We start from the raw sequence: 12266 nt of genomic DNA on the forward strand, positions 1-12266 counted from the left end.
GCGCGTCGGGCGTATCAACGCGGCGCCTCGACCTGCTCGACCAGAGCCGCGACCACGGCATCGACCGAGCGCCCGTCGATCTCCGCCGCAGGGGACAGCAGGACGCGATGCCGCAGTGCCGCCGGCGCAAGATGCTTGACGTCGTCGGGCAGCACGAAATCGCGGCCGTCGAGCGCGGCATAGGCACGTGCGGCGGCGGCAAGCGTCGCGGCGGCGCGCGGCGAGGCGCCAAGCTGGAGATCGCCGGTGCTGCGCGTCGCGCGGACGAGACGGACGACATAATCGACGATCTCATCGGCGAGGCGGTTGACCGAGACCGCATCGGCGGCGGCACGGATCGTCGCGGCATCGGCGACGCGCGCCACGCCCCAATCCTCGGGGTGCGGCGTGCCGAAACGATTGCCCATCGCCGCGACCAGCCTCTGCTCCTCCTCGATCGTCGGATAGCCGACGACATATTTGAACAGGAACCGGTCGAGCTGCGCCTCGGGAAGCGGATAGACGCCCTGGTTCTCGATCGGGTTCTGCGTGGCGACTACCATGAAGCGGTCGCTGAGCCGATGGTCGACGCCGTCGATCGTCACCGTGCGCTCCTGCATCGCCTCGAGCAACGCCGCCTGCGTCTTGGGCGGGGTGCGGTTGATCTCGTCGGCGAGCAGCAATTCGGTGAAGATCGGCCCGCGCGTCAGCGTGAAGGACGAGGTCTGGAAATTGAACAGGTTCGAGCCGAGAATGTCGCCCGGCAGCAGATCGGGCGTGAACTGGATGCGGCCATAATCGAGCCCCGCCGCGCGCGCGAAGCATTGCGCGAGAAAGGTCTTGGCAGTGCCGGGAGGGCCTTCGAGCAGGATATGGCCCGAGGCGAACAAGGCGACGAGCATCAGCTCGACGGCGTCGTCGAGGCCGACCACGGCCTTGGCCACTTCGCCGCGGATCGCGTCGCCGAGCGCCTTCACTTCATCGATGTTCACGCGTGACGGTCCTCTTCCACTGATAGAGATCGCGCGCCGCATCGAGCAGGCGGCGCGTGTCGGGTGCATCGGCGGCGCGCGCCGCCATGCTCGAAAAGGGTTCGCCGGCGGGATCGAGCCGGTCGAGATAGCGGTCGAGCGCGTCTCCGCTCAATCCCGGTGGCGCGCCGGTGGCTGAGGCTGCGGTCTCGCGCACCAATGCCGCGTAACGCGCGCCGGTCCGGTGCCGCCGCCGGGCGAGACGCAGCAGCGCCGCGCCGTTGTCGGCGAGCGCGCTCTTGCCGAACGCCAGGCCGCGCTGGGGCAGTGCCGCGGGCCCGAAGCGCAGCATCGCGTGCCAGCCGGCGAGCAACGCCGCGACGAGAACGCACAAGGTGAGCGGCAGGAAGGGCGCCTCGAAGGCGAGCTTGAGCAGATTGGGGTTCCGGCCGAAGTCGTGCAGCGTCAGATCGAAGGCGATCGCGTCCTCGCCCGCGCCGAGATCGTCGAGAATGCGCATCGCGCGTTCGGCGCCCTCGCGGGTCGCCAGCCCCTGATTGTCGAACAGATCGGGGTCCGCCACGACGGTCAGCAGGCTGTCCTCATGCGACGCGACGAGGGTGCCGCCCTCCGCATCGGCAGTGACCTGTTCCAGCTCGGGCCCCGAAAGCGTGCGCAGGCCCTTGCCGGAGGGGGTTTGGAGCGTCACCTTGACCACTTCCGAAATCGGCAACGCCGCGGTCTCTCCCGGGATCGTTCCGACGGTGCGCACCCATTGCGGCTTTTCGGGCAACGGCATGGTGAGCCATTTCGGCAGGATCACCAGCGTCGACAGCCCCTGACGGCGATCGAGGATTCGCTTGATCGCGGCCGGATCGGTTCCCGGAGCGGGTGTCAATATCAGGAAGCTGGCCTCGTCGATCTCGGCCTCGCTGCGGACGAAGCGCGCTTCGCCGCCGGTGCGCTGGACCAGATCGGCCAGCCCGGCAAATCCGACGGCGGAGGTCGACAATGCATGCGTGCCGCCGTTCTGTGCCGGCCGCAATTCATCGGCATAGGCGAAGAGCAACAGGAACGAGAGGAATCCTACGGTCGCCAGCGCGACGAGGATCAGCATCGTCCGCGTCGCGAAGGTCGGGGCCGACGCGCCGCTCATTTCCACGCACCCGGCAGCGCAAAGGCGCCATAGGCCGCGCGGGCTTCGTCCCAGTCCCCACGCGCCAGACTGCGGCCGGCGAACAGGCTCCGCTCGACCGGGGCAGCCAGCGCGACGAAGGCGGCGCGGACGCGTTCGGGCAATCCCGCCATCGCGCCGATCTCGCGGCTGGTGAGCGCCGGACGCAGCAGCCGCGGGCGGTTGCGCGCGATGTCCTCGAGGCTGCGGTGCAGCAGCAGCCGTGCCGCTTCTTCGTAGCGGCCTTCGGCGGCCATGGCGTCGGCCTCGGCGAGCAACGCGCGTGCCACCTTTTCCTCGGGGCGCCACGCCGCGACTTCGCTCTCGGGCGTGGCCTGCGCATCGGTCTGGCCGCGTTTGTGCAGCAGGCTGCGGACGATGAGCCACAGGATCGTCACGGCGCCGAGCGCGACCAACGTCCAGAAGATCCATTCCGTATAGGGGCCGAGCGGCTCGAGCGCGCGGCCGAGCCAGCGCAGCCAGGGCGGCACTTCGGGCGGCTTGTCTACCGGCAGCTCGAACTGGATGTCGGTGCGTGCGCGCAGCTTTGCATGTGCTGCCGCGACCGACTCCGTCGCGGAACCTTCCGCCATTGCCTTGATCGCCCCCACGCCGCGGACGCTAACCGATCCGCCCGGGCCTGAAAAGCCGTTCAGGCTGGACTTTGCAACCCGTTTCGGTTCAATTTCGCGCCCGGCGAGATCGATCGCCAGTACATAGGGGGATTTATGGCCGAAGCCGGAGAAGGGCGGTACGAAATCGCCAGTGTAATTTCGCGATCGTTCGAGACGATCAGCTCCAATCTGGGGTTGTTCGCCGGGCTCGCATTGGTCCTGTCGGGGCTGCCGACCTTTTTGCTCAATGCATGGCTGCCGAGCTTCAACGCGAATGTCGACGCGGCGCCTTCGGTCGCCGCGGCGTTCAGCATGGCGCGTCTCGGGCCGATTCTCGCCGCCTGGCTGGTCGCGGTCGTGACCGGCGCGGTGCTTCAGGCGGCGCTGACCCGCGCGACGGTGATGCATCTGTCGGGCGAGAAGCCCGGATTTGCCCAATGCCTCGCCGTCGGCGCGTCGATGATCCTGCCGATGATCGGCATCGGTTTCCTGCTGGCGTTGGGCGTCGGCTTCGCGATGCTGCTGCTGATCGTGCCCGGGATCATCCTGTGGCTGTGCTGGTCGGTCGTGGTGCCGGTCTATGTCCAGGAAAAGGTGGGCGTGCTCGAAGCGTTCGGGCGCAGCCTCGAGCTCACGCGCGGCGCGCGCTGGCGGATTTTCCTGACGATGCTGCTGGTGGTCGTCGGCCTGTGGTTGCTCAGCATTCCGGTGGGCCTGCTGACCGCCGGCATCGCGACGACGGGTTCGTTCCTCCTCGTCGCATTGCTCACTGCCGTGACCAGCGCGCTGGGAAGCATGGTGTCGGTGACGGTGCAGTCGTGCATCTATGTCGAGCTGCGCAACGTCAAGGAAGGCGTGGCACCGGCGGACCTCGAGGCGATCTTCGCCTGAGGACCCGGGTTCGATGCGCCGGGACGCGATCGCGTCCCGGGCGTCGGGCCGAAAGCGTCAGGGAACGCCGAAGGTCCACCCTTCGGTTCGCGCGAGTTCCGGCGTGAGCCGTCCGGGCGACCAGAGTTCGGGCTGCGCGGCAGCGACGCGCAGCCAGGCGGCCGACAGCATCGCATCGGTGGCGTGGTCGTCGTGGCGCGGCAAAGCCTGGTGCGGTGCGGACCCGAATGCGGCGAGCATCGTATCGAGCGTCTCGCCATCGCGGATCTTGGAGATGCCCTTGCGCATGCCCGCGAGCCGTGCCGCGAGCGCAGTGTAGATCTCGACCAGTATCGGGCCGGTCTCGGGGACCGGATCGAACGGCCATAGCCCGATCCTGCCGCGCAGCCGGTGCAATACGCGCATGCCGGTGAGGCTCGATTTTCCGACCTGCGAGGCGCCGACGAGGTTGAAGCAGCTATAGGGCGACAGCCGCATCGCCTCCTGGCCATGCTCGCATATCCGGAAGCGGCCCCGGCCCGGCGGAAACAGATCGCCGCAATCGCCGCGCTGGCGGAAATGGCGGCGGGCTTCGGGGTGGCCGACGAAGCTGGTCGCCGCGAGGTGCGGGTCGTCGGCACTCAATTCATCGACCAGCTTCCACAGCGCCGGCCCGTCGGGCGGCGATGCGGACCAGCCGGGGAAATAGGCACCTTCGTCCGCGAACGGGAAAGCCGGCGAGAGATCGAGGCCGATCAAGGCGCGGGTGCCGTCGGCGGCCAATTGCCCGAGCCATTCGAGGATGTCCTGCCGCGACCAGTTGCGGTCGATGAGCGCGGGCGCGGCGCTCCCCGCGCGGGCATGGGCGACCGCGAGGCCTCTCGGCCGCTCGACGGCCTGTCCGGACCAGTCGATCGCGTAGAAGTGGGTGAAAGGGCGCATTCAATTGGAGAGCGTCAAGGTCGCGTCTCCATTCCGGCAGCCAGCCGCTGGGGCTTCTTCGCGCGGTCCCACCACGCGCGCTGGATATAGAGTTCGATCCGCGCGCGGCTGGCGGTGCCGTAGCGGACGAGCAGCATCGGATAACGGGCGTAATGATCGGTCTGCCAGAAGGTCTCGGGATCGGTCTCGATCAGGATTTCCTTTTCCGGGTGGGAGACCATCAGCGCGAAGCTGCCTTGCTCGCGGCCGGGGGACATGAAACCCTTGCCGTTGATCTTGGGGCAGAGCGTGCCCCACCAGCTTTCCATGATCACCTCGGGCAGCGCGCAGGCAAAGGCGCAGGAATCTTCCCAGTCAGTCATCCCGCCGCTTCGCCCGCATCTCGTTCCACCATGCCATGCGCTCGGCGATGCGCTTTTCCATGCCGCGATCGGTGGGCGTGTAGAAGGTCTGGGGCGTCATCTCCTCGGGCCAGTAATTGTCGCCCGAGAAGCCGTCCTCGGCGTCGTGATCGTAGGTATAGCCCTTGCCATAGCCGATCTGCTTCATCAGCTTGGTCGGCGCGTTGAGGATGTTCTGCGGCGGCATCAGCGAACCGGTCTCCTTCGCCGAGCGCCACGCCGCCTTCTGCGCCGCATAGGTCGCATTCGATTTGGGCGCGGTGGCGAGATAGAGGCAGGCCTGCGCGATCGCGAGCTCGCCTTCCGGGGAGCCGAGAAAGTCGTACGTGTCCTTGGCGGCGATGCACTGGACCAGCGCATTGGGATCGGCGAGGCCGACATCCTCGACCGCGGCGCGGGTCAGGCGGCGGAGCACGTAGAGCGGCTCCTCGCCGGCGGTGAGCATCCGCGCGAGATAATAGAGCGCCGCCTGCGGATCGCTGCCGCGGATCGATTTGTGCAGCGCCGAGATCAGATTGTAATGGCCCTCGCGATCCTTGTCGTAGACCGCGACCCGGCGCTGGAGGAAGTCGCCGAGCGCCGCCGGAGACAGCGGCGCCTCGAAACTGACCGAGAACAGGGTTTCGGCCTGGTTGAGCAGGAAGCGGCCGTCGCCGTCGGCGCTGGCGACCAGCGCGTCGCGTGCCTCGGAAGTGAGCGGCAGGGGGCGATCCTCGATCGCCTCGGCGCGGTCGAGCAGCTTGCACAAGGCCTTGTGGTCGAGGCGGTGGAGAATGAGCACCTGCGCGCGGCTGAGCAACGCCGCGTTGAGCTCGAACGACGGATTTTCCGTGGTCGCGCCGACGAGGGTGACGGTGCCGTCCTCGACATAGGGCAAAAAGCCGTCCTGCTGGGCGCGATTGAAGCGGTGAATCTCGTCGACGAACAACAGGGTCTTGCGGCCGAGCCGGGCATATTCGCGCGCCTCGGCAAAGACTTTCTTGAGATCGGCGACGCCCGAGAACACCGCCGAGATCGCGACGAAGCGCAGCCCGACCGCAGCGGCGAGCAGTCGCGCGATCGTGGTCTTGCCGGTGCCCGGCGGCCCCCACAGGATGATCGAACCGAGCCTTCCCGCCGCGACCATCCGTCCGATCGCGCCCTCGGGGCCGGTGAGATGCTCCTGACCCACCACCTGGTCGAGCTGCCGCGGGCGCAGCCGATCGGCGAGCGGGCCGCTCGCCGGCGCTTCGGCCGGGGCGGGTTGTTCGTCGGTTGCGAAGAGATCGGCCATCTATCGGGGAGATAGGCGTTCTCGCTCGCTTCGTCATCCCGCCGAAGGCCGGGATCTCGGCCCCCAGGCGCGACATGCGATCCCGGCCTTGGCCGGGATGGCGAAAAGAGCCTTGCGCAATTGCCTTTAAGATATATCTTAGACGCATCACGACTCGCTTAGAAGGATTTGAGATGCGATTTGGATTTCACCACGGCCGTGCGCACGGCCATGATTGCGGCGGCCGGCACGGCGGACCGCGCGGCGGCTGGGGCCGTGGGGGCTGGGGCATGGGCGGCGGCTGGGGCATGCACGATGGCCGCGGCGGCGGACGCGGGCGGCGGATGTTCGACGGCAGCGAGCTCCGCCTCGTCCTGCTCAAGCTGATCGAGGAACAGCCGCGCCACGGCTATGACCTGATCCGCGAGATCGAGGAGCGTTCGGGCGGTGCCTATGCGCCGAGCCCCGGCGTGATCTATCCGACGCTGACCATGCTCGACGACATGGGGCTGGTCGAGGCGAAGGCCGACGGCACGCGCAAGGCCTTCGCGATCACCGAGGCCGGCATCGCCGAGCTTGAGGAGAAAGCGGCTGAAGTCGAAGCATTGTTCCGGCGGCTCGCCGAGCTGGGCGAGCATCACGCACGCACCAGCGGCGGCCCGATTCGCCGTGCGATGGGCAATTTACGCGCCGTGTTGCAGGAGCGACTGGGCGGTTCGGAAGTTGATCCCGAGACTTTGCACGCGGTCGCCGACATTCTCGACGAGGCGGCGCGGAAGATCGAGCGGCTCTGAAATGCCGCGACTGGAGGTGCTGCGGCGTCGGCTCGGGCTGGCGCCGCAGGGAAAGGAACGGGACATGACGATCACGACTGCGAGCGCGACGGCGCTGGTGCCCACGGCGAGCGCGAGCAGATATCTCCAGCAATTGTGCAAGCATTGGGAGCACAACCTCCAGGTCGAGTTCACTCCCGAGAACGGCACGGTGATCTTTCCCAGGGACGCGCGCGGCGCGAGTCATCCGGGCGACGCGGTGGTGACCTTCAACGTCGCCGAGACCGGGCTCGAGGTCCGGATCGACGCGTCGAGCGACGAGCAGCTCGACGGGCTGAAGGGCGCCGTGGCGCGCCATCTCGACCGCTTCGCGTTTCGCGAGGCGCCACTGACGTTCGACTGGCAATGACCGCGGTGATCGCTGTTTGAGGCTTGGGATCCCGGCATTTGCCGGAAGGACGGAACAGGGCGAAACCGGCGTCGGGCGCGGTTCAGCCCTGTTTCCGGTTCGCGGGGCAGTGCATCAGGAAATAGGCGCGCTTCAGGTCGAGCGCTTCCTGCCGCATGGTTTCGAGCCGGCGCTGATCGTCGAGCGCGCGCTGGCGATCGTCGAGCGCGAGCTGGCGTAGCGAGAGTTCCTGATCGGTGGCGGCCGGTGTCGCCGGGGCCGCGGGCGTTTCGCGCAGCGTGCGGCGCCGTTCCGCAGTGGCGAGCCGCTCGGCGACGATCTGGACCTGTTCCTGATAGAAAGCCGTCACCGCCGCGCTGCGCCGCCCGGCTTCGGCCGCGAATATCGGGAGGACGGTGCCGCGTTCGCAGCGCTCGATCGCGGCGTCGAGCGCCGGCAGGTCGATCGGCTCGACCGACTGGAACGCGGCGACCACAAGCAGGACCAGGGACATGGCCGGCGCCTTATCCGATAATCTCGGCGGGGGCGAGCCTCAGCCGGGCCGGGCGGCGCGGCGCGCCATCACCTCGAGATAGGTGTCGATCACTTTCTGGTTGATCGCATCCCATTGATAGGTTTGCGCTTTGCCGTGGCCCGCGGCGCCTTGCGCCTTGTGGAGTGCGGGATCGGCGACCAGGCGCGCGATCGCTTCGGCATAGGCGCTCACGTCGCGCGGGGGCACGAGGAAGCCGTCGACTCCATCCTCGATCAGGTCGACCGCGCCGGTCGCGCGCGCGGCGACGACGGGGACGCCGCAGGCCATCGCTTCGAGCGTGACGTTGCCGAACGTCTCGGTGACGGAAGGATTGAACAGGACGTCCATCGATGCGACCGCGCGGCCGAGATCGTCGCCTTTCTGGAAGCCGGCGAACGCGGCTTCGGGAACGCGCTCGGCGAACCAGTCGCGCGCGGGGCCGTCGCCGATCACCAGCACGCGATGGGGCACGTCGCGGTCGCGCAACGCGGCGCAGACGTCGGCGAAGATGTCGAGGCCCTTTTCGAGCACGAGGCGGCCGAGAAAACCGACGGCGAATTCCTGATCGGCGATGCCGAGGCTGCGGCGCCATGCGAGGTCGCGGCGGGCGGGAGTGAAGCGGGCATGGTCGACCCCGCGCGACCAGATGCGCACCGGTTTGGTGACGCCCCATGAACGGATCAGCGCGGCCATGGATTCGCCCGGCGTGACGACCTGATCGACGCGATTGTAGAAACGGGTGAGCCCCTTGATCATCAGCGGCGCGAGGAAGCCGATGCCGTAATAGGCCGGATAGGTCTCGAAACGGGTGTGGAGCGAGGCGACCGTCGCGATATCATTGTCGCGCGCCCAACTGACCGCGCGGTGACCGAGGATCTCGGGCGCCGAGACATGGACGAGGTTGGGCTTGAACGCGGCGAGGTCCTCGCGGGTGGTGCGCGGGAGGTGCCACGCGAACTTATACTCGGCGCGGCCGCCGGGGACAGGAAGCGCGGGGACGCTGACGAGGTCGCCGGTCGGCGCAAAGGCCGGGGTGTCGGTGGTCGGCGAATAGACCCGGAGCGTCACGCCCTGGCTGAGCAGATAGCCGGCGAGCTTGTTGAGCGCCTGGTTCGCGCCGTCACGGACATAATTGTAATTGCCGCTGAACAGCGCGACGCGAAGGTCGGATGCTTGCATCGCGGCGCGATAGCGGGGGGAAGGGAGAGGGGCAAGCTGAGGTAGCGTCTCCCTTCCCTGGAAGGGAGGGGAGCAAGGGCTTGTTCCCTTCCTGTTCCTGCGCTAGCGTCGCGGCATGGCGAAGCCCAAAAAGCGTTATGTTTGTCAGGCCTGCGGTTCGGTGTCCGCGCAATGGGCGGGGCAATGCGCGGATTGCGGCGACTGGAACACTTTGGTCGAGGATGCCGGCGGGGTGGTCACGCCGTTCCAGGCGAAGCATAATCTCCAGTCGGGCGGCCGCGCGATCCAGTTGGTCGGGCTCGATACCGACATCGCCTTGCCCGAGCGGACGCCGAGCGGGATTGCCGAGTTCGATCGCGCGCTGGGCGGCGGTTTCGTCGAGGGCAGCGCGACCCTGATCGGCGGCGATCCCGGAATCGGCAAATCGACTCTCTTGCTCCAGGCGGCGGCGCTGATCGCGCGGCGCGGGCTGCAGGTCGCCTATGTCTCGGGCGAGGAGGCGGCGGATCAGGTGCGGCTGCGCGCGCGGCGGCTGGGGCTGGGCGACGCGCCGGTGCAGCTCGCCGCGGCGACTTCGGTGCGCGACATATTGACGACGCTGGGGCAGGGCCCGGCGCCGGCACTGGTGGTGATCGATTCGATCCAGACCATGCATTCGGACCTGATCGAAGGCGCGCCGGGAACGGTGAGTCAGGTGCGGGCGAGCGCGCAGGAACTGATCCGCTTCGCCAAGGAGCGCGGCACGGCGCTGGTGCTGGTCGGGCACGTCACCAAGGACGGCAGCATCGCCGGACCGCGCGTCCTCGAGCACATGGTCGATACCGTGCTGGCGTTCGAAGGCGAGCGCAGCCACCAATATCGCATCCTGCGCGCGGTCAAGAACCGCTTCGGCGGCACCGACGAGATCGGCGTGTTCGCGATGCAGGCCGAGGGGCTGAGCGAAGTCGGCAATCCCTCGTCGCTGTTCCTCACCCATCGCGACGAGAATATGAGCGGGACGATCGTCTTCCCCGCGCTCGAGGGGACGCGGCCGGTGCTGGTCGAGGTACAGGCGCTGACCGTGCGGCTGGCGAGCGGGGCGACGCCGCGGCGCGCGGTGGTCGGCTGGGACAGCGGACGGCTGGCGATGATCCTCGCAGTGCTCGAGGCGCGCTGCGGGATGAGCTTCTCGTCGTGCGAAGTCTATCTCAACGTCTCGGGCGGGTATCGGGTACAGGACCCCGCCGCGGATCTCGCCGTGGCGGCGGCATTGGTGTCGGCGCTCGCCGAGCGGCCGATGCCCGCCGATGCGATCGCGTTCGGCGAGGTCGCGCTGTCGGGCGAGATCCGGCCGGTGGCGCATGGCGCATTGCGGTGTCGCGAGGCGGCGAAACTCGGGTTCGGGCGTGCGCTGGCACCGGCGGCGCAGGCCGATACCGGCGGGTTGCAGCTGGCGGGTTTCAAGTCGCTCGGGGCGTTCGTCGATCATCTGCTGGGTCGGTGAAGTCGGCCCTAAGCATATTTGCAATTTGTTTCGATGCGCATCCTGTGCATGAATGCAGGTGCCGGGGGTGGACTCGGCACCGGAGCGGCTTGGATCCCTCTTCGCCGCTCCGGTTGATTTTGGGCAAGCGCGTCAGGTCCCCCGTTCCCGGATCCTCTTCCAAAATTGGATTTCGTCTGGGATAGACTTGTCGATGGGAGATCCTCTCCACCGCTGCGCCCGGGGCCGGAGGCCCTGCTTTCGTCCCGGTCGCGTCGCAACGCGCGGCCACACAGGTCGCGCAAGAAAGTCGCGCGATGATTCGCGTTTCGGCAAACTTGGTCAATTTAGCGGTGCGGGCAGGGTCGCGTGCAAGGGCTACCAATTCGGCGCGCTGCATCGCAAGATGGCGGCATGAAGCAATCGACTGCGATCACGATCGCCACCGGCGCTGCCGTCGCGGCCCTCAGCGGACTGCTCCTGTATTCGCGCGCGACGCGACCGCCGGTGATCAACCCCAAGGTGCCCGAGCCTGCCAGATCCGTTGAACTCGCGCGCTATCTCGGCACATGGTTCGAGCTGGCACGGCACGAGAATCGCTTCCAGAAGGGGCTCGACGCCGTGACCGCCGACTATGGGCTGGACGCGGACGGGCGGATCCGCATCGTCAACAGCGGCAGCCAGAACGGGCCGCAGGGCGCGCGCAGTTCGATCGAGGGCCGGGCGATCGTCGCGGACGAGGCGACCAACGCCAAGCTCAAGGTGTCGTTCTTCGGGCCGCTCTACACCGGCGACTATTGGGTGCTCGATCATGGCGAGGAATATGACTGGTCGATCGTCGGCGAGCCGGGCGGACGCTATCTCTGGCTGCTGAGCCGCGATGCCAGGCCTGCGCCCGCGATATTGGAGGCATTGCTCCGGCGCGTGGAGGCGCTGGGCTATGACCGCTGGGCGCTGCGGATCACGCGGCAGGTCTGAGCGGAGTTCGGGCAAGGCGCGACCTTGGCATGGGCCGGGACGTTCAGGGGACGGTGAAATAGGCCGGAATCTCATAGTTGGAGAGCTTCGCCATCGTGACGCCGAGCTCGGCGCAGATCGCGTCTGCCGCGCGCGTGGCGCCTTCGACCATGCCATAATCGTCGAATACGACCAGCCCGCCGCGGACCATGTGCGGAAGAAGCCTCTGCAGAACGAAAGCCGTCGGTTCGTAGACGTCGAGGTCGAGATGCAGGAGCGCGATCTTGAGCGCCGGCTTGCTTTCCAGAAAAGCCGGCAGGGTCTCGAAGATATTCCCTTCGACCAGGCTGATATTGTCGAACCGCTTCTCGGCGATGAGCGCCGTCAGGTCATCCCGGGAGATGCCCGGCCCGCCTGCCGTCTCGAAGCGCTCGATGAATTCTCTATCCTCCGTGCCGGCGACTTCGTCGCGCGGAAAGGCGCCGAAGGCGTCGAACCCGATCAATGGCCGGCTATGGGGATTTTCGAGGATGTTGCGGAAAGTGGCGAAGCGCATGAGCGACGCGCCCTTGTAGACGCCCATTTCGACCACTGCCCCGGGCAGGTGGGTAATTTTCCGGTAGAGCTCGTAATGCGCCAGCAGCTTCGCCATGCGGGATGGGTGGCTGCGCAGATAGAAGCTGTTTTCGGCCTCATACGCATCCACCGTGGAATCAGGGACATAATGCGGCACGGTGATCTTCCTTCGCTTCGGGCTGGGGCTTGCGAG

The 12266-nt window shown here is 67.6% G+C and carries 14 protein-coding genes; 5 read left to right on the plus strand and 9 right to left on the minus strand.

The window, feature by feature from the left end; all coding sequences use genetic code 11:
• Positions 1 to 14: 14 nt before the first annotated feature.
• The 3 genes from Q9Q95_RS19220 to Q9Q95_RS19230 are packed head-to-tail and all read right to left on the minus strand — an operon-like array spanning position 15 to position 2717.
• On the minus strand, positions 15 to 971 hold the full coding sequence (locus Q9Q95_RS19220) for a MoxR family ATPase (protein ID WP_306098773.1): 957 nt from the start codon (positions 969 to 971) through the stop codon (positions 15 to 17).
• Positions 958 to 2106 carry a DUF4350 domain-containing protein gene (locus Q9Q95_RS19225; RefSeq protein ID WP_306098774.1) on the minus strand — a complete coding sequence of 383 codons (1149 nt, stop codon included), beginning with the start codon at positions 2104 to 2106 and terminating at the stop codon, positions 958 to 960. The genes Q9Q95_RS19220 and Q9Q95_RS19225 overlap by 14 nt, the downstream gene beginning before the upstream one ends.
• Complete coding sequence (locus Q9Q95_RS19230; RefSeq protein ID WP_306098775.1) at positions 2103 to 2717, minus strand: hypothetical protein; 615 nt, start codon at positions 2715 to 2717, stop codon at positions 2103 to 2105. Before Q9Q95_RS19230 ends, Q9Q95_RS19225 begins: the two co-directional genes overlap by 4 nt.
• Before the next feature lie 135 nt (positions 2718 to 2852).
• On the opposite strand from Q9Q95_RS19230, the gene Q9Q95_RS19235 reads away from it, so the two are divergent.
• Positions 2853 to 3629 (plus strand): hypothetical protein, encoded by a 777-nt coding sequence (locus tag Q9Q95_RS19235; RefSeq protein WP_306098776.1) that lies wholly within the window; start codon positions 2853 to 2855, stop codon positions 3627 to 3629.
• Positions 3630 to 3686: 57 nt separating this feature from the next.
• Here the strand turns inward: Q9Q95_RS19235 and Q9Q95_RS19240 are convergent, their stop codons facing one another.
• The 3 genes from Q9Q95_RS19240 to Q9Q95_RS19250 are packed head-to-tail and all read right to left on the minus strand — an operon-like array spanning position 3687 to position 6224.
• Positions 3687 to 4550 carry a hypothetical protein gene (locus Q9Q95_RS19240; RefSeq protein WP_306098777.1) on the minus strand — a complete coding sequence of 288 codons (864 nt, stop codon included), beginning with the start codon at positions 4548 to 4550 and terminating at the stop codon, positions 3687 to 3689.
• 14 nt (positions 4551 to 4564) lie between these two features.
• The gene (locus Q9Q95_RS19245) at positions 4565 to 4912 is read right to left on the minus strand and encodes an MmcQ/YjbR family DNA-binding protein (RefSeq protein ID WP_306098778.1); all 348 of its coding nucleotides are present in this window, start codon (positions 4910 to 4912) and stop codon (positions 4565 to 4567) included.
• Positions 4905 to 6224, minus strand: a complete 1320-nt coding sequence (locus tag Q9Q95_RS19250) for a replication-associated recombination protein A (protein ID WP_306098779.1) — start codon at positions 6222 to 6224, stop codon at positions 4905 to 4907. Before Q9Q95_RS19250 ends, Q9Q95_RS19245 begins: the two co-directional genes overlap by 8 nt.
• A gap of 173 nt (positions 6225 to 6397) precedes the next feature.
• On the opposite strand from Q9Q95_RS19250, the gene Q9Q95_RS19255 reads away from it, so the two are divergent.
• Together Q9Q95_RS19255 and Q9Q95_RS19260 are read left to right on the plus strand one after the other, a co-directional pair.
• A complete protein-coding gene (locus Q9Q95_RS19255; RefSeq protein WP_306098780.1) occupies positions 6398 to 6997 on the plus strand; it encodes a PadR family transcriptional regulator in 600 nt (199 codons plus the stop codon).
• 64 nt (positions 6998 to 7061) lie between these two features.
• Positions 7062 to 7385 (plus strand): DUF2218 domain-containing protein, encoded by a 324-nt coding sequence (locus tag Q9Q95_RS19260; RefSeq protein WP_306098781.1) that lies wholly within the window; start codon positions 7062 to 7064, stop codon positions 7383 to 7385.
• An 82-nt stretch (positions 7386 to 7467) separates the two neighbouring features.
• Here the strand turns inward: Q9Q95_RS19260 and Q9Q95_RS19265 are convergent, their stop codons facing one another.
• Together Q9Q95_RS19265 and Q9Q95_RS19270 are read right to left on the minus strand one after the other, a co-directional pair.
• Positions 7468 to 7878, minus strand: coding sequence for a hypothetical protein (locus Q9Q95_RS19265; protein WP_306098782.1), 411 nt, complete (start codon positions 7876 to 7878; stop codon positions 7468 to 7470).
• A gap of 39 nt (positions 7879 to 7917) precedes the next feature.
• A complete protein-coding gene (locus tag Q9Q95_RS19270; RefSeq protein ID WP_306098783.1) occupies positions 7918 to 9078 on the minus strand; it encodes a glycosyltransferase family 1 protein in 1161 nt (386 codons plus the stop codon).
• A gap of 115 nt (positions 9079 to 9193) precedes the next feature.
• Between Q9Q95_RS19270 and radA the strand changes: the two genes are divergently transcribed.
• Together radA and Q9Q95_RS19280 are read left to right on the plus strand one after the other, a co-directional pair.
• The gene (radA, locus tag Q9Q95_RS19275; RefSeq protein WP_306098784.1) at positions 9194 to 10561 is read left to right on the plus strand and encodes a DNA repair protein RadA; all 1368 of its coding nucleotides are present in this window, start codon (positions 9194 to 9196) and stop codon (positions 10559 to 10561) included.
• Between the two features lie 393 nt (positions 10562 to 10954).
• Entirely contained in the window at positions 10955 to 11518 is a 564-nt protein-coding gene (locus Q9Q95_RS19280) for a lipocalin family protein (RefSeq protein ID WP_306098785.1), read from the plus strand.
• Between the two features lie 43 nt (positions 11519 to 11561).
• Here the strand turns inward: Q9Q95_RS19280 and Q9Q95_RS19285 are convergent, their stop codons facing one another.
• Positions 11562 to 12230, minus strand: a complete 669-nt coding sequence (locus Q9Q95_RS19285) for a TylF/MycF/NovP-related O-methyltransferase (protein WP_306098786.1) — start codon at positions 12228 to 12230, stop codon at positions 11562 to 11564.
• Positions 12231 to 12266 lie beyond the last annotated feature (36 nt).

It is taken from the genome of Sphingomonas sp. DG1-23 (assembly GCF_030730875.1).
Classification (GTDB): Bacteria; Pseudomonadota; Alphaproteobacteria; order Sphingomonadales; family Sphingomonadaceae; genus Sphingomonas.